The sequence below is a fragment of the Chryseobacterium sp. Marseille-Q3244 genome (genome assembly GCF_940807095.1).
Lineage (GTDB): Bacteria > Bacteroidota > Bacteroidia > Flavobacteriales > Weeksellaceae > Chryseobacterium.
Map to the genome: position 1 here is coordinate 194,970 of NZ_CALNWX010000007.1, position 17,251 is coordinate 212,220.

14 protein-coding genes are annotated in these 17,251 nt (G+C 37.0%); 3 read left to right on the forward strand and 11 right to left on the reverse strand.

Going from position 1 to position 17,251, the window contains the following annotated elements:
- Positions 1 to 23: 23 nt before the first annotated feature.
- From NBX25_RS14430 to NBX25_RS14445, 4 genes are all read right to left on the reverse strand, one after another.
- On the reverse strand, positions 24 to 1,175 hold the full coding sequence (locus NBX25_RS14430) for an efflux RND transporter periplasmic adaptor subunit (RefSeq protein ID WP_250254148.1): 1,152 nt from the start codon (positions 1,173 to 1,175) through the stop codon (positions 24 to 26).
- A 7-nt stretch (positions 1,176 to 1,182) separates the two neighbouring features.
- Positions 1,183 to 5,520, reverse strand: coding sequence for a CusA/CzcA family heavy metal efflux RND transporter (locus tag NBX25_RS14435; protein WP_250254149.1), 4,338 nt, complete (start codon positions 5,518 to 5,520; stop codon positions 1,183 to 1,185).
- 292 nt (positions 5,521 to 5,812) lie between these two features.
- The gene (locus tag NBX25_RS14440) at positions 5,813 to 6,145 is read right to left on the reverse strand and encodes a hypothetical protein (protein ID WP_123855882.1); all 333 of its coding nucleotides are present in this window, start codon (positions 6,143 to 6,145) and stop codon (positions 5,813 to 5,815) included.
- A 268-nt stretch (positions 6,146 to 6,413) separates the two neighbouring features.
- Positions 6,414 to 7,019 carry a hypothetical protein gene (locus NBX25_RS14445; protein WP_250254150.1) on the reverse strand — a complete coding sequence of 202 codons (606 nt, stop codon included), beginning with the start codon at positions 7,017 to 7,019 and terminating at the stop codon, positions 6,414 to 6,416.
- A 416-nt stretch (positions 7,020 to 7,435) separates the two neighbouring features.
- Here NBX25_RS14445 and NBX25_RS14450 point away from each other — a divergent pair, with 416 nt between their 5' ends.
- The gene (locus tag NBX25_RS14450) at positions 7,436 to 8,785 is read left to right on the forward strand and encodes an MATE family efflux transporter (RefSeq protein WP_250254151.1); all 1,350 of its coding nucleotides are present in this window, start codon (positions 7,436 to 7,438) and stop codon (positions 8,783 to 8,785) included.
- 276 nt (positions 8,786 to 9,061) lie between these two features.
- On the opposite strand, the gene NBX25_RS14455 is transcribed toward NBX25_RS14450, so the two are convergent.
- Positions 9,062 to 9,868 carry an AraC family transcriptional regulator gene (locus tag NBX25_RS14455; protein WP_250254152.1) on the reverse strand — a complete coding sequence of 269 codons (807 nt, stop codon included), beginning with the start codon at positions 9,866 to 9,868 and terminating at the stop codon, positions 9,062 to 9,064.
- 71 nt (positions 9,869 to 9,939) lie between these two features.
- Between NBX25_RS14455 and NBX25_RS14460 the strand changes: the two genes are divergently transcribed.
- Positions 9,940 to 11,145 carry a CynX/NimT family MFS transporter gene (locus NBX25_RS14460; RefSeq protein ID WP_228412801.1) on the forward strand — a complete coding sequence of 402 codons (1,206 nt, stop codon included), beginning with the start codon at positions 9,940 to 9,942 and terminating at the stop codon, positions 11,143 to 11,145.
- 114 nt (positions 11,146 to 11,259) lie between these two features.
- Here NBX25_RS14460 and NBX25_RS14465 read toward each other — a convergent pair whose 3' ends face one another.
- Entirely contained in the window at positions 11,260 to 12,030 is a 771-nt protein-coding gene (locus tag NBX25_RS14465; RefSeq protein ID WP_250254153.1) for an MBL fold metallo-hydrolase, read from the reverse strand.
- A gap of 91 nt (positions 12,031 to 12,121) precedes the next feature.
- On the opposite strand from NBX25_RS14465, the gene NBX25_RS14470 reads away from it, so the two are divergent.
- Entirely contained in the window at positions 12,122 to 12,439 is a 318-nt protein-coding gene (locus NBX25_RS14470; protein WP_123855877.1) for a winged helix-turn-helix transcriptional regulator, read from the forward strand.
- 8 nt (positions 12,440 to 12,447) lie between these two features.
- Here NBX25_RS14470 and bioA read toward each other — a convergent pair whose 3' ends face one another.
- The 5 genes from bioA to NBX25_RS14495 all read right to left on the reverse strand — a co-directional run bounded on the left by bioA (position 12,448) and on the right by NBX25_RS14495 (position 17,231).
- A complete protein-coding gene (gene bioA, locus NBX25_RS14475) occupies positions 12,448 to 13,737 on the reverse strand; it encodes an adenosylmethionine--8-amino-7-oxononanoate transaminase (protein ID WP_250254154.1) in 1,290 nt (429 codons plus the stop codon).
- 119 nt (positions 13,738 to 13,856) lie between these two features.
- Positions 13,857 to 14,843 (reverse strand): biotin synthase BioB, encoded by a 987-nt coding sequence (gene bioB, locus NBX25_RS14480; RefSeq protein ID WP_123911471.1) that lies wholly within the window; start codon positions 14,841 to 14,843, stop codon positions 13,857 to 13,859.
- The gene (gene bioD, locus NBX25_RS14485) at positions 14,840 to 15,451 is read right to left on the reverse strand and encodes a dethiobiotin synthase (RefSeq protein ID WP_123855874.1); all 612 of its coding nucleotides are present in this window, start codon (positions 15,449 to 15,451) and stop codon (positions 14,840 to 14,842) included. Before bioD ends, bioB begins: the two co-directional genes overlap by 4 nt.
- Before the next feature lie 54 nt (positions 15,452 to 15,505).
- Positions 15,506 to 16,615 (reverse strand): aminotransferase class I/II-fold pyridoxal phosphate-dependent enzyme, encoded by a 1,110-nt coding sequence (locus NBX25_RS14490; protein ID WP_250254155.1) that lies wholly within the window; start codon positions 16,613 to 16,615, stop codon positions 15,506 to 15,508.
- Positions 16,608 to 17,231: a hypothetical protein gene (locus NBX25_RS14495; protein ID WP_250254156.1), complete on the reverse strand. Its 624-nt coding sequence runs from the start codon at positions 17,229 to 17,231 to the stop codon at positions 16,608 to 16,610. The genes NBX25_RS14490 and NBX25_RS14495 overlap by 8 nt, the downstream gene beginning before the upstream one ends.
- Positions 17,232 to 17,251 lie beyond the last annotated feature (20 nt).

The following is a 17,251-nucleotide window of genomic DNA, read 5'->3' on the forward strand; positions in this document are numbered from 1 at the left end:
TTAAATGTATGGATAGTAAGCCATTACTCTGCCTTATTCTTCAGCATCATCAGAAGGCTATACGCTCCTTTCTGTACAATCTTTTTACCTTGTAAGAAATCTGCTTTTAAAACTTCTGTAAACTGGTCGTCTGAAATTCCGGTGACTACAGGAATCATCTTATATTTTGATTTTCCAAGGTCTTCAAAAACATAATTTTTATTTTCAAAAGAAACTACAGCATCATTGGGAAGTCCTTGGGTATATCGGCTGCTGATATTGACTTCGGCATTGACGTACATTCCTTTTACAAATTCAGAGTTAACAGATGATAACTTAGCTACAGCCGTTGCAGAACCTCCATTTTCAATACTTGGAACTACACTTACAATTTTAGCATTGGACTTCATATCAGGATTTTGATTATTATAAACCAGAATCTCCTGTCCTACTTTTATATCATTAACATCGTTTTCAAATACCTTTAATTCTAGAAGCAATCCAGCCGGATTAATTAGCTCAAATAAGGTATCTGCGGGGTTAATATATTGCCCGTTATTGACCAAAATTTTGCTTACAAAACCACTGAATGGCGCATAAACATTAATTTTACTTCTTATATTTCCTGTATTCAAACCTTTCGCATTGATTCCGATGATCCTTAGTTTTTCTTCAAGACCTCTTAAAGTGGCATTGAGAGTTGAATAATCTGCCTGAGCGGTTTGTAGCGTTTTATCACTGCTTGCTTTGCTTGTATTAAGGTCTTTCTGGCGGTTAAAGTTGAGTCTTGCAGCATCAAGTTGTGCTTTGGTTACCAGATAATCCTGTTGAAGTTGTATGAATTGCGGATCTTCTACAATTGCCAGTACCTGACCTTTGCTGAAGCGGCTTCCATTAATGACATTGATCGCTTTGATATGTCCGCCCATAATGCTTGAAACAGAGCTGATATGAGATGGGGCTATCTCTGCTTTCCCATTCAGGCGTACCAGTTTCTCCATGTTCCTGTCCTGAAGAGATGTAATCGAAATTCCTACAGACTGAATTTGCTGATTGGTGAGATGAACCGTGTTTTCCGCTCCCTTTGCAAATTTTGTATTTTCGTACACTGTTTTTTCCTCTTCTTTTTTGCCTGAACAGGATGATAAAGCAAATACTAAAGCCAGGCTGTATATTGATCTTATTTTGAATTGCATGACGCTGTTATTTTGAAATTAAGAAATTAAGTTCTGCTCCGATCTGATTCAGTCTTTCCAGGCTGTCGATGTAATCTGCTTTGGTCTTGACGGCTTGATTCACCAGTATTACCCAGTTTAAATAATCAATTTCTCCTACATCCATCTGCTTTTGCGCTGTTTTTAAGATCGTTTCAGATTTTGGAAGCTGTTTTTGCTCGTAATTTTCAATGATCCTCTGCTGATTTATATAGTTACTGAGTTGTTGTCCCAATCTGTTTTTAAGTTCAATTTCTTTTCTTTGATATTGATTTTCAGAAATAGCAATTTTTGCCTGTGCGGCTTTGGCTAAAGCTCTCTGACCTTTGGTAAACAATGGAATTCCTACTCCAACCTGTACAGAATTAAAACGGTTATTGTTAATGTTTTTCATACTCTGATTGGTGTAGCCAATCAAAAGTTCAGGAAGCAGTCTGCTCTTTTCAAGCTGTACTTCAGCCTCTCCTACTTTGATCTGCTGTTGCAGATACTTCAGTTCAGGATGTTGTTTTACCATTTCCTCTGAAATCTGAAGTCCTACATCCATTGTGGGTTTATTGGCAACGGGTTGATAGGTAATATCAGACTGCAGGAGCAACTGAAGCTGAAGTTTTGCAATATTCAGATCATTTTCAAGGGAGTTCAGTTGTACTTTTACCTGTTCTTTTTGAATTTCTGCGGTGGATTCTTCTAAAATGTTGGCTTCTCCTTTCTTTAATCTTAAACCAGCCTTATCTGCAAAATTGGAGTATAGCTGACTGATGTATTCCAATACTTTTTTCTTTTCCTGAAGGACTAAAATTCTATAGAAAACATCTGTAACCTCTTTGGTGAGCTGTGTTTTTGTAAGGTTCTGACTGATAATACTTGCTGTCCATTCCGCATCCAGCATCTGCTTTCTTTTCGAATAAACAGTTGGAAAGCTGAATCTTTGTGAAATTCCAAATGAATTGTCGGTCTCTTCTCCCTGAATCTGCCCGATTGCTCCTGTAACTTCCAACTGTGGAAGGTCAAGATAACTGGCTTTTAGTTTCTCCTGATAATGAGTGATGAGTTTTGAACTTTTAAGTGTTCCGTTTTGTTGATATGCCTTTTCCAGTGCCTGTTCAAACGTTATGTTTTCCTGAGCCTGAAGACTACCGAAAGAAACGAATAGTAAGAAAACAGACAGTTTTTTATAGTGTATTTTTTTAGAGAATTTCATTTTATCTTTATTAATATGTTCAAATAAGACGTAAAGGATTGGGAGAACAAATAAGGTTAAAAGGGTGGCCAACATCAATCCACCAATGACTACTGTAGCCAAAGGTCTTTGTACTTCAGCTCCTGCTCCATTGCTGATAGCCATTGGCAGAAATCCTAGTGAAGCTACAAAGGCAGTCATCAGAACCGGACGAAGTCTGATTCTTGTTCCCATTAGTACAATTCTGCTGGTATTGGTTATTCCATTCTTTTTTAAACGGTTAAACTCTGATATCAAAACAATTCCGTTAAGTACAGCTACCCCAAATAAGGCAATGAATCCAACCCCGGCACTGATACTGAAAGGCATTCCTCTCAGGGCGAGAAAATACACCCCTCCAATGGCTGATAGTGGAATAGCAGTGTAGATTAATAAACTGTGTTTTACAGATCCAAATGCAAAGAATAACAGTAAGAAAATCATGACTAAAGAAATAGGAACAGCAATTCCTAATCTTGCTTTGGCTTCGTTTAAGTTTTCAAAAGTTCCTCCATAAGCAATGGTATATCCTGGCGAGAATTTCAGTTTTTTTCCTACTTTTTGCTGAAGTTCTTCCACAATACTCTGCACATCTCTATCTCTGGCATTAAATCCAATGATGATTCTTCTTTTGGTATCTTCTCTCTGGATCTGGTTCGGACTGTCTTTAAGTTCTACCTTCGCCAGTTGGGATAAAGGCACCTGCTCTCCGGAAGCTGTCGGAACCAATAGATTTTGGATGCTGATAATATCTTTTTTATAATCATTATCCATACGAACAACGATGTCAAACTTTTTCTCTCCTTCATACAATGCTCCGGCAGTTTGTCCTGCAAAAGCCATATTGATCACTCTGTTGATCTCGGCAACAGAAATATTGTATCTTGATAATTCAGAACGGTTGTAATCAATAACTACTTGTGGAGCTCCTTCAACGGGTTCTATATAAAGATCCTGAGCTCCTTTTACCGTATTAATGATACTTCCCAGCTTTTTGGCATATGTAGTAAGACTGTCAAGATCTTCCCCGTAAATTTTACAAACTATATCTTGTCTGGCTCCTGTCATCAATTCATTAAAACGCATTTGTACGGGGAACTGGAAACTTGTTGTTAATCCGGGAATGACACGTAATGCCTTGCTCATCTTTTCCGAAAGTTCAGGGAATGATTTTGCAGAAGTCCATTCTTTTTTAGGCTTTAAAACAATAATCATATCTCCCGCATCCATTGGCATTGGTTCTGTTGGAATTTCTGCGCTTCCGATCTTTACAACAATCTTTTGTACTTCTGGAAACTGTTTTAAAAGAATACCGGAAGCCTGCGTCGTTATTTTTTTGGTCTCATTGATATTACTACCTTGAAGAATTCTCATCTCAACAGCAAAATCTCCTTCTTCCAGCGATGGGATAAATTCTCCACCCATTCTTGACAATGTGAAAACAGCACCTGCAAAAAGCACAAGAACTCCCAGAATGATTGTTTTTCTGTATTTCAATGCTTTCATCAGGAACTTTTGGTGTCCTGATTCTACTTTAGCCATTACCCTATCGGAAATATTGTCCTTTTCCTTTTTCTTTCTGCTTAATACCAATGAGCTCATCATAGGAATATAAGTAAGGGAAAGAATAAACGCTCCAATAAGTGCAAATGCTACGGTTTGGGCCATTGGTTTAAACATTTTTCCTTCAATTCCCTGTAGAGTAAAGATCGGAAGGTACACAATAAGAATAATGATCTGCCCGAAAACAGCACTGTTAACCATTTTGGTGGCTGAACTGGAAACCTGCCCATCCATTTCTTTTTTGCTTAATATATTGTCTTTTCCAAAATGCTTTTTATGAGCCAATTGATGCAGAACGGCTTCCACAATGATAACTGCTCCATCTACAATAAGACCGAAGTCTAACGCTCCAAGACTCATCAGGTTACCTCCAACACCAAAGATATTCATCATAATAATGGCAAACAGCATGGCTAAAGGAATTACGGAAGCAACCAATAATCCGGCTCTAAAGTTCCCAAGGAATAAAACAAGAATGAAAACTACAATCAGGGCCCCTTCCATCAGGTTGGTTTTTACTGTACTGATGGTATTATTAACCATTTTAGCGCGGTCAAGGAAAGGTTCAATTACAACACCTTCAGGCAGAGATTCCTGGATTTTCTCTAGTCTTTGTTTAATATTGCCTATTACCTCGTTAGCATTTTCTCCTTTAAGCATCAATACAATGGCTCCGGATACTTCTCCGGTATCGTTATAGGTCATAGCACCATACCTTGTCGCATATCCGATTTTTACAGACGCTACGTCTTTAATGTGAACCGGAATTCCTTCTTTGGTTTCTGCTACCTGAATACTTCCAATATCTTCTGCTGTTCCCAAAAGACCTTCACTGCGGATAAAAAGAACCGTTTCCTTCTTTTCAATATAAGCTCCTCCTGTATTTTGGTTATTCTTTTCCAAAGCGGCAAAAACATCATTGATATTGATATTAAAAGCCTGAAGCTTATTAGGATTAATAGCAATTTCATACTGTTTCAGTTTTCCCCCGAAACTGCTGACATCTGCCACTCCTTTGGTTCCTAATAACTGTCTTCTCACGACCCAGTCCTGAATAGTTCTCAGTTCTGTTTCGTCATACACATTTTCATAGCCTTTCTTGGCCCTTACCACATATTGGAAGATTTCTCCCAATCCTGTAGAAATAGGTCCTAGTTCGGGCTTTCCAATTCCGTCCGGAATATTATCCTGAACGAGCTGTAAACGCTCCTGAACCTGTTGGCGGGCCCAATACACATCGGTATTATCATCGAAAACTACAGTGACCAGCGACAACCCGAATCTGGAAAGGCTTCTAAGCTCGGTGATTCCACTGATGTTACTGGTTGCCTGCTCGATGGGGAATGTTACCAGACGCTCAATGTCTGCGGCTCCATAAGACGGTGCGGTGGTGATAATCTGTACCTGATTATTGGTGATATCAGGCTGAGCGTCAATAGGTAGTTTAGTGGTTTCATATACTCCGAAAAGGACTAAGCCTATGGTGAACAGAGCAATGATGAGTTTATTCTTTACAGAAAACTCAATAATTTTGTTTAACATGAAAAATTATTAATGGGTAAATCTGTAGTTTTTTATAAACTGCTTATATTTTGTATCTGAACCGCAAAAGTCACAAAAGCTTTTAAATACTTTAGAATGTTTACTTAAGCTTAAAATAATACCAGATAAAAAGTTTGCAAAAGAGTAAAATCAAAGAATTTCACAACTCTAATTGTACTTTTTATTAAAAAAAACAAGCAGAATAATATTGTACTACAAAATTGATTGATAAACAATAACAATTGATTACCTTAAGTAAAACTTAAAGTATTCATTTTTACTTCAACATCAATTAAGAAAGCCGTGGAGGCTGGAAAATATTAGAAAGGTAAAGGTTTGAGAAATCCTTTTCCTGATAAATGCTATTTTTTTGAGGAATTCTGATTTCTTTAGGTTTTTTGATTTCAAAGGTGTAATCAGGAAGCTGGGCATGTACTGTCAATACAATGGGAGGGTTGATAAATGGTAGCTTCTGATCCAGATCCCAGTCAGCATCTTTTTTATGGTTGTCATAATGTTCCATGACGAATTCCGAAAGATTTCCTTCATATTCTATAAAATGTTCTACAAACATAGGCACCTTCAATACTTCCCCCGCATTGGTGGTAGCCAGTACATACATCATTGAACATATTATGGAGAACCATTTTAACATCCCTGCAAATATAAGGCTTAAATTTTTCCTGAGAAAAGACAAGAAGATTAATTTTTGTTTAATAAAGAGGTTTTTGGGTCTTTTATCTGTATTCCAAAATCTTCTACAGTCTGAATAAACTTTTGGGAGGGATCAAAAAGTGATAAAGTTTACCGGATGGCAGCAAACAGATCTTATTAATGGAAAATATTCTCGGGCTTAATCCATCATTGTTTTCGCTCGTATTTTAAGTGAAAATTCAATCAAAATCTAGCAATCCATCAGTGAGTTGTTTCCATTGAATTTTAGCAACTCCCATCATACCTCCTATTGCAATCATTAGGTTCCTGCTGATATCAATAAAGGTAGCATTAAAATTGGGTGATTCATTCCGTCCGTACACTGCGGCTTTTAAATAAGTGGCATTTCTTTGAATCATGAATGTAGAAGTGGCTTTTGAGCTATAAAAGTGAGCAATATGGCCGCTTTTTTGGGTAGGGTTCTGAGAAGGCCGGCAGGTCATTAGAATACTTTCAGAATAAGTATCTTCAAAATAACAGATATCGGTAATTTCGACCCAGTCAAATCCTTTGGCTTCCATTTCTCCGGGTCCCGGAATATTAATTCTTACAAAGTCCCCTTTTTGTGGATCCCGTTCAACCGGAATACCTTTGAGATCATAGAGTTTAAAAGCAGCAAATGCTTCTCCACAATAACTTTTCCATTGATTAATTGAGAAAAACCTTGTTTTTAATATCTCAAATTTCAATGAAAGGAATTCAGGGTCAAATTTTGCATAACTTTCTGTATCATGAAAGCCACCTGATTGCTGATTGGGAACCCCTTTAATCTGTTTTGGCTTCATACTTCTTTTTATTCAAATTAAAAGAATTTATCCATTTTATTTTATGAGTATAATCACAATAGAGTAAATAAATGCTTAAAATGTTAAAAATTTTCGCTTTAACACTTACTGAGTTTATACTTAATTAATCAATATTCCTTTTTGCGGAGTTTTTATTCCGTCTTAGGGATCTCGAGTTAGAATTTTGAAGACTAAGTTTGTTTAAAGTTATTGAGAATAATTCTTACATAGATAAATATCACTAATTTAATTGTTAAAGTGAGTGTTCATGGGAAGTCAGAAGAAAGAAGTCTGAGATTATTTTTGTTGATAATGAGTAATGTAGATTTAATGGTTTTTATACCTTATAATTTCCTTCTTCCTAGCTCTGGCTTCCTTTATATTATGCACTCTATTCAACTCATTTATAATCAACAATGGAACAACAGAAACAGCTTATTTTAAACGGAAAAATGCATAAAGTAATGTGGCAGATGTCCTGGCCGGCAGTTATTGCAATGGTACTTTATGGATTGAATAATTTTCTTGACGGAATTTTTGTAGGTCATTTAATTAGCAATACAGCTTTGGCAGCAGTAGGCGTCGCCTATCCCCTGGCACAATTTGCCCAGGGATTTGGGACCTTGATTGGTACAGGTTTAGGAGCTGCCATAAGTATTTGGATTGGTGCAGGTGAAAAGGATAAACTAAGCAAAGCTATGGGAACCGTTAATTTTCTTACCCTGCTCTTTTCTGTTGTCATTACAATTCCCTGTTATATTTTCGCCAAAGATCTGGTGTATATGATGGGAGGAAGAGGCGAAATTCTAACGTTAGGGGTGGAATATTTCAGAGCCACCATTCTTGGAAGCTTTTTCTGGATTCATGGGCTGGCACTGAACATGTTGATCCGCGCAGAAGGAAAAATGAAAACTGCTGCCTGGATGATTGCCGTAGGTCTGATTGTAGATGTGGCATTAAAGCCTTTATTTATTGATTCTTTTGGTGGTGGAGTAAGCGGTGCAGCTTGGGCTACCAATATCTCCATGATGATCTATACGGTACTAGGCGTTTGGTATTATGCATCCGGAAAGGCTTCTTTTGTTACCCGATTTTGGTCCTTAAAGTATGACAAAGCCATTATAAGGGAAGCTCTTTCCCTGGGAATGCCCGGGTTTATCATGATGGTTATGATTGTGGTTCAGAATATTGTAGTCTTCAATGTAATTGCCAAATATGGAAAAGATACAGATATCACCTTTTTTACGGCAGTCAACCGGTTTTATATTCTTTTAAATACTCCACTTTGGGGATTGATGAGAGCTTTGCAGCCTGTATCAGGCATGAATTTCGGAGCCGAAAAATATGAGAGAAGCATCAAGGCATATCGTCTTTTCTCTTTTACAGGGCTTATCATTTTGATTCCTTTCTGGCTTTTTGTGATGTTCTGTCCATCAGAGGTATTGTCTGTAATGATTCCCAATGTATCTTTTCAGCCAAGCCAGCTAACTGATTTCAGGATTTATATGAGCGTTTTACCAGCTTTACCATTTATTTTTATGGCAATGGTCTGGTTTCCTTCTGTAGAAAATGCCCGACCTGCTACCGTAATCAGTATCTTAAGACAACTGGTATTATATATTCCTGCCCTTCTTATTATACCAATGTTGTATGGAATCCGAAGTATTTATGTTGTAAGTGCTATTATAGAATGGATTGTGTTTGGTGGAGTCATTTATATGATAGGGTTAAATTTCAAAATGTTAAGAAAAACCAGTATCTATTAATGAATGATAATTTTTAATTAAAATAAATAATTTTTAATTAAAAAGCACATACGATGCACTGCATAATATAAATTTTGCTTATATTTGTGAATCGAAATAATTTTTTTTCATCATTTGTGTTTTTTTAAGGTCTCCAGTACTGGGGGCCTTTTTGCTTTTATAAGCTATATAATAAAGAATATACTATTGATATGATAAATGGACAAAAGGGGAATTATTTATTATAAAATAATTTTCTAATACCTTACCATAGCTGAATACAGTGATTTTTAATTGTTAATAAATCCCTTTTCCTATACCTAAGTTAATGTTTTTCATAAAATCTGTAGGTCTGAACTGCATCACCGCCTGGAAACTTCTAGTGTAAGCCTGTACACTCTTATACCCTACTTCATAAGCTGTTTCTGAAATGGTCAGATTTCCTGAACTCAAAAGTTCAAGGCTTTTAATGATACGGAGCATTTGCTGATATTTACTCAAGGTGAGACCGGTTTCCTTTTTAAATATGCGCTCCAGACTTCGGGAAGAGAGCAATGCCAACTCTCCCAGCCCTTCTATTTTAATTTCTGTGTTGTAAAAATGATGAAGGTGTTCAATGACTTTTTCTAAGCGTTTATCTTTAGGCAGGCAGAGATGAAGTTTCAGGGAATGTTCTACAAAATGAGGAAGCTCATTAAATAATGCTTTTAAAAATACCATTTCATCCGCATCTTTTTTCATCAGCTTGGACCATTTTTCAGCATACTTTATCATTTCTCTCAATACGGAAGGAACTGAAAATACGTTCACCTCATCATAAAATGAATTTTTCTGATCTGTGTCTGCAAACATAATCATCAGTTTGATCTTTTCAGAATGGGAATTGGTTTTATGAATGGCATTCGGGGGAATCCAGGCTGCATGATTTTGAGGAAGGAGATAAATACGTTCTTCAATGGTGATATACTGAAATCCACTTTCTACGTAAACCAATTGCCCCTTTTCATGTTGATGGAGAATGTTATCATGAATCCAGTTTTCTTCAAACCATACAAAATAGGGTTTATGAAGATCATCTATTTTTATACTGTCATTAGCATTCATGTCGTTTCAGGTTAAAACTTTGGCAAAATTAAACAAAATTACTATACTAATTTTGTACAAAAGTTTTTACTATGATGAAGAACGAAGTCAAAAAGAATGCTTCTTATGTTTTAATGTTTCTGAATGTGTTGGTGGTTATATTAATTTCCAGCAATCTTCGGTCGCCTATTGTCGCTGTATCCCCGGTCCTGGGAGATGTAAGAGATGCTTTGAAGCTGGATAATTTCCAGGTAAGTCTTTTAACCTCTATTCCACTTTTTATGTTTGCCGTCTGTTCGGTTTTGGTGAGCAGGTTTTCTAATAAGTTTGGAATCAGCAAACTGTTGATGTATTCATTAATTATTTTAAGTTTTGGATTATTTCTGAGAATTTCAGGCTCACTTTGGCTGTTGTTTGTTGGCTCGGTATTTATCGGTTTGGGAATTTGTATCGGAAATGTAGTGACTCCCGGATATGTTAAGAATAATTTTCCGAAACAAATTGGTTTAATGACAGGAATTTTTGCTGTTTCTATGAACCTTACAGCTGCTTTGGCTTCCGGTTTTAGTGTGAGAATCGGTGAATGGACCGGATTTGGATGGCGTGGCTCTCTGGGTATATGGCTGGTGATTGCCGCACTTGGATTTGTCGTATTGATTCTTGAAATTTTATTTAACAAAAAGAATTCTAACCAGCCTAAAACGGCTTTGGCAACTTCTGATTTTAATATGTTTAAGTCTTCCCAAGCATGGAATATCAGTATTTTTATGGGATTACAGTCCTTGTTTTATTACTGTATGGTTGCCTGGTTACCTTCATTCCTTACAGATTACAATATGCCGGGTGAAAGTTCAGGATGGGTCCTGTTTGTCATTCAGATCACTATGATTCCTATCACTTTCTGCTGCCCGATCATCGCCAGCAAAATGAAGGATCAAAGAATTATGATTCTGTTTATATGTGCTCTAATGTTTGGAAGTACCATGATGTTTGTTTTTCTGAAATCTCAATGGATCTATGTAAATGCTGTCATTATCGGGATTTCCAATGGATTGTCTTTCAGTTTATCCATTCTGTTTTTCTCTACAAGAACGAAAAGCAGCATCAATGCAGTGAAAATTTCAGGAATGGCACAGTCAGTAGGTTATCTGATTGCTGCATTCGGGCCTCCGGTATTTGGGAAGCTGCATGATTGGGATGTTTCCTGGAATACTTCATTCTATTTTCTGAGCATTGCAGTATTGATTATGCTTTACTTTGGGTTGAGGGCTGCGAGAAATAAATGTGTAGAGGATTAATTGTTCTTAGTTTTAATTGTAAATAAAATGAGGCTTTTTCTATTTGAAAAGCCTCATTTTTTATTGAAAACCCAGTTTTAAAAAGGAAATACTTTCTCCTGTAATCAGATTATTCTAATAAATGGACAAATTTATTTCTTCACCATCTTCAGGAATGAAGCATTGATTTTCATATTCTTTTTCATAAATCTTTTCCTGAATAAATGCCCTGTCCTCTTTGCAGTGGCTTACAGCTTCCAAATGGGTTACCCAAACTTTTGCTTCCGGAGCATGTTCGCAGACTTTGAAAATGTCTTCACTAGTCATAATAATAGGATCTCCTACAGAAAATGTAGCGGCTCCTCCTGCTACAATAATATGCCTGGGCTCGTGTTTTTCAATTTCTTTTGCGATACCATCATACCAGATACTGTCTCCCACAATATAAACGGATTGATTGTCTTTTTTAAGAACAAATCCGTTGACTACTCCCATTTTATCACCAATTTCTCCGGTTCCATGTTGTCCTTTTGTTATGGATATATCAATATTGTTCCAGAGAAGTTGCTCGTTGACTGCGATAATATTCTGAAAACCCTGTTTTTTGATCTGATTTGAAATTACAGAAGGACAGAGAATTACTGTTTGTTTATCAATCATCTCTATGGCTGCAGAATCCCAATGATCCGGATGTAAATGAGTAATGGCAACTGCATCTACCATCTGTAGCTTTTTGATTAAATCTTCCCGGCTGAAAGGAAGATCCAGCAAAGGGTTCAGTAATTCATTATCTGTCATTGGGAATTTTCCCAAAGAACCTTTTTTTCCAAGCATCGGATCAACCAGAATGGAGAGGTCACCAATAGTCAATAGCAATGTTGCATTGCGCCATAATTGTAATTTCATTTGCTTAAGTTTGTAAAGCAAATCTATTGGTTAACTCAGGCAAAACAATCGAAGGTTACCAAAAGGTTATTCATTTACATCTAAGTAACCTATGAATTTTGAAGAGTTTAAAAACTGTGGACTGAGAAGAAGTCTGAATATTCTTTCGGGAAAATGGAAACCATTAATCCTCCATAATCTTTTTGAAGAAAATCAGGTCCGTTTTGTGGAATTATGGCGGAATATGCCAAGAGTATCCAAAAAAGTTCTTGCAGAACAGCTTAAACAACTGGAGGAAGATCATATTGTTCAACGGATTGAAGTGTATAATTTTCCTCCCGAAGTCTATTATCAACTGACAGAGAAAGGGCAAAAGCTGGGTCCTATCCTTTTCGAGCTTCATGCCTGGGGAAATGAATTAAATTCTTAGAATGGCTTTTAGTCTTTAAACAGATCCAAAACTTCAAGAATATTGTGGTAGACTGTATCCAGTTCTTCAGTAGAAATACAATAAGGAGGCACCAGATAAAGAACATTTCCTAAAGGCCGCATAATAATTTCCCTTTGTAAAAACTCATTATAAAGTTTTTTTCCGATTTCATTAAAATAAGAAGTTCCCTGTCCGGTTTTAAAATCAAAGGCCAAAATAGTTCCGATCTGGCGGGCATTTTCAACCTTAGGATGTTCAGTCAAAACTTTTACAAACGCTGAATGCTGTTGGGAGATGCGTTTAATATTCATTAGGGTTTCTTTTTTTAGTAATAATTCCATACTGGCCAAAGCTCCGGTACAGGCTAAAGGATTGGCTGTAAATGAATGTCCATGGAATAAGGTTTTATGTTTGTCATCAGACCAGAAAGCATCATAAATTGCTTTGGAAGATGTTGTAATTCCCATAGGCATGGTTCCCCCAGTCAGTCCTTTTGAAAAACACATGATATCCGGTTGTTCGGTAAGATAATTGGCCGCGAAAAGCTCCCCGGTTCTTCCAAACCCTGTAAAAACCTCATCCTGAATCATCAGAATTTTCTGTTTTCTGCAGTATTTCATCAGGGTATTGAGATCTTCTGCATTATACATAAGCATTCCTGCAGCCCCCTGAACTAAAGGTTCATAAATAAAACAAGCTACCTCATCAGCAATAGCTTCAATTTGTGATTGTAAATTTTGCAGGTTTTCTGGAGTAGGAGTATCAATGAAAACTACTTCAAACAGTCTGCTTTCAAAAGGTTTCGTCCAATAGCTTTTTCCACTTACAGACATTGCTCCGAAGGTATCACCGTGGTAGGCGTTTTTAAAAGCAAGGATTTTGGTTTTTTCTTTTCCCTGATTGTGAGCATATTGAATACACATTTTCAAAGCTACTTCCACAGCGGTAGATCCATTGTCAGAATAGAACACTTTTTTCTGATTGTCGGGTAAAAGCTTCAATAAATTTTCTGAAAGTTGAGTAGCGGGCTCATGGGTAAATCCGGCAAAAATAACCTGTTCCAAAGTATTAAGCTGCTCAAATAGGCGTTGGGCAATATAAGGATGTGAATGTCCATGCAGGGTTACCCACCATGAAGAAACCACATCCATATATTTTTTACCTTCATTGTCATAAAGATAAAGACCCTTTCCACTTACAATAGGAATAATATTGTCAGCAGATTTCATTTGCGTATAAGGATGCCAGTTGACGGCTTTATCTCTTTGTTGGAGGCTTGTTGGTGTTATTGTATCCATATATTATATTGATGATTTTGAGATAAGAGTTTCTGTTTTTTAATGCAACGTTTGCAAAGGCTCTATAAAAGATGCTCTGTATTAAAACCCAGAAACTCTACCATCTCATTGATAATTGTTTAACAGCAGGTTTCTTTTTTCATCATTGGTTTTAACCCCAGGGTTTCCAGCATTTGCATGTCTTCAGAAACTCCGGGATTAGGAGTTACCAGTAATGTTTCTCTTTCTCCAGTGAAGATAGAGTTTGCGCCTGCCATGAAGCACCATGCCTGTTCTGTTTCGGTCATCTCTATACGTCCTGCGCTCAACCTTACCATAGAAGAAGGCATTACAATCCTTGCGGTGGCAATCATTCTTACCATTTCCCATGTATCCACTTTCTCGTTATCTTCCAACGGAGTTCCTTCTACTCTAGCCAATGCATTGATAGGAACTGATTCCGGATGTTTAGGCATTGTTGCTAAAGTGAGTAACATGGAAATTCTATCTCTGTGTGTTTCTCCAAGTCCGATGATTCCTCCTGAACATACCGTGATTCCTGCTTTTCGAACATTATTGATCGTATTGATTCTATTATCAAATGTTCTGGTGGAAATGATTTCTTCATAATACTGCTCAGAAGTATCAAGATTGTGATTGTAAGCATATAATCCTGCTTCCTGAAGCCTTATAGCCTGTTCTTCAGTCAACATTCCCAGTGTACAGCACACCTCCAGGCCAAGTTCATTTACTCCTTTTACCATATCGATAACCCTGTCAAAATCACGGTTGTTACGTACCTCACGCCATGCAGCAGCCATACAGAAACGGGATGAGCCGCTGTCTTTTGCTTTTTGAGCATGAGCAATTACCGTTTCAGTAGGTAACAAAGCTTGTACTTTGATATTCGTATGATAACGAGCTGCTTGTCCGCAGTATGAACAATCTTCGGGACAGCCTCCGGTTTTGATTGATAATAAAGTGGAGATCTGTACTTCGGATGGATCATGCCATTCACGGTGTACGGTTGCCGCTTTATAAATAAGTTCCATAAGCGGTAAATGATAAATTTCTTCTATTTCTTCTTTAGTCCAGTTGTTTCTGATTGTTGTTCTATCCATTATCATAGTTTTGTTATTTTTAATTGTTTTGCGGTCGTTGTGATATGTTCCTTATCCGTACTTTCGATTTCAGGAATTTTGATAATTTTTGTTTCTTCTGTGATGAAATTAGAGATTACTCTTTCTGTATCTTCTGGAAAATCTCCGTTGAAAACCAGGTATTCCAGTGGGATATTTCTTTGCTTTAGGGCTATTATTGATAGTAAGGTATGATTGATACAACCTAAATAGTTTCTCACAACCAATGCAGCGGGAAGTTTTAACTTTTCAATCAGATCAATCATAAAAGTATCATCTGAAAGCGGAACCATAAGTCCTCCTGCTCCTTCTACGATTAAAGAATTTTGAGTTTCCGGCAATTGGAATGTATCAAGATTGATTTGTATGTTTTCTTCTCTTGCGGATTGGTGTGGAGAAGCAGCCAATTGTAGGCGGTACGTTTCAGGATGGCAGAATGTATGGTCTGTCCAGATTTCAATTTTATGACTGTCTGAATAATGCAGATCTCCTGATTGTATGGGCTTCCAATAATCAGCTTTGAAATATTGCACTAAAATGGCGGAACAGACGGTTTTTCCAATTTCGGTTCCTATTCCTGTTATAAATAGTTTCATTAGGTTTCTAGGGTTTTGTAATACGAAGTGTAAAACAATATTTTATAAATTTCTTTACATGAAATCTTTGATAATTCCTGTGAGTTTGATGATCTCCTCTTCTGTATTGAAGCTGTGGAGACAGATCCGGAGTCTTTCACTTCCTTCTTTTACCGTTGGGCTGTATATGGCATAGGTTAAGAATCCTTCATCTGATAGTTCTTTCTGTAAAGACTTTAGTTTCTGATTATCGGGAATGATAATGGCCTGAACCGGACTTATTACAGAAGATGGAGATGCTAATCCCTGGCTCCGGAATGTTTTTATATTTTCCTGAAGGCGTATGGATAACTCCTGATTATTTTCTAAAAAATCATATCCTGTTTTGATCCTCATCCATTGGAAGTCCTGTGCAGAAGTAGTATAAATAAAGGGAGATGCAAAATTAACCAGATAAGACTTTAAAGTGTCATTGCAAAGGATGGCAGCACCATGAGCACCCAATGCTTTGCCATAAGTGATTACATTGGCTGTAACCTGATCCTTTAAGCCATATCTTTCTACCAATCCATATCCAAAAACTCCAAAAGCATGAGCTTCATCAACGATTAAACCGGCTTCATATTTCTTTGCCAGTGCAGCGATCTCTTTGATAGGAGCAATATCTCCTTCCATGGAGTAAAGGCTTTCAATAGCGATATAACAATGTTCTTCCTGTTTTTTTAAAATGCTTTCCAGGTGTTCCGGATCATTATGCCTGAATTTTAATTTTCGGGCATTTGACATTTTACAAGCGTCATGTACGGAACGATGAATCTGTTCATCCACAATAATCATATCATGACGGTTGGGAAGCGTTGAAAACAACGCTAAATTGGCATTATAACCGGAAGGAAAAAGCAATGCAGAAGGAAACTGATGTTTTTCAGCGATAAAACGCTCTGTAAAATCTGTTATTCCGCTGTTTCCGCTAATCAATCTGGAGCCTGTACTTCCTGAAAGCAATTGAGGACATTCATTGATTTTCTCCAATATTATCTTTTGGAGTTCCTTATTTTTTGCTAATCCCAAATAATCGTTAGAGTAGAAATCAATCCCTTCAGCTTTTGGCTTTAAAGTTCTTAATGTTCCCTTCTGTTCTCTTTTGTAGAGTTCCTCCTGAAAGCGATTGATGTTTTTAAGCATAATTCAATTGAGCTACTTCTTCCGTAATAGCATTAATCCATTGCTGGTGCAGGTCCTTTTCTATTCCCAGAATATGATCTGCATGCAATTGCCAGTCTTCAGAGAATTCATTAAGCTGATGAATCATTTCTTCGAGGTGGCCTTCTTCTTCCAGGATAATAGATTTTACCATTATTTTTGAAGATTCTTCTGTCAGGATTTCCTGATAAACCGGATAAAGCTCATCAGCTCGAACTTCAATAGCATAAGTAACAAAGAGATAAGCAGCATATTTCAGTTCTTCTTTTGTAAGCTGGAAAACACCCTGAAGATATCTGCAGGCTTTAATATCCAATGAATGCAGATATTGTCTTGTTGCTGTGGGAGCTAGCAGCTCTCTATTTTCATAAGTTTTGCAAAGTTCCGGATCTATTTTTCCGATCTGTTTTTTAAGATAATAAGCATGGCGATGTTCTTCAGCAGCATGTTTCAGCTGAATTAGGGTAACCATTACCGGATGTTCACATTTTGATATTTTTCTTGCACCGGCATTTTCCATAAAGGAAAGGGTATTCAGCCATTTGGCATGGGTACTGCCATCCAGTACTATTTTTTTGAGGAGTTGATGAAATTCCATAGATTTTTATTTTGATGTCA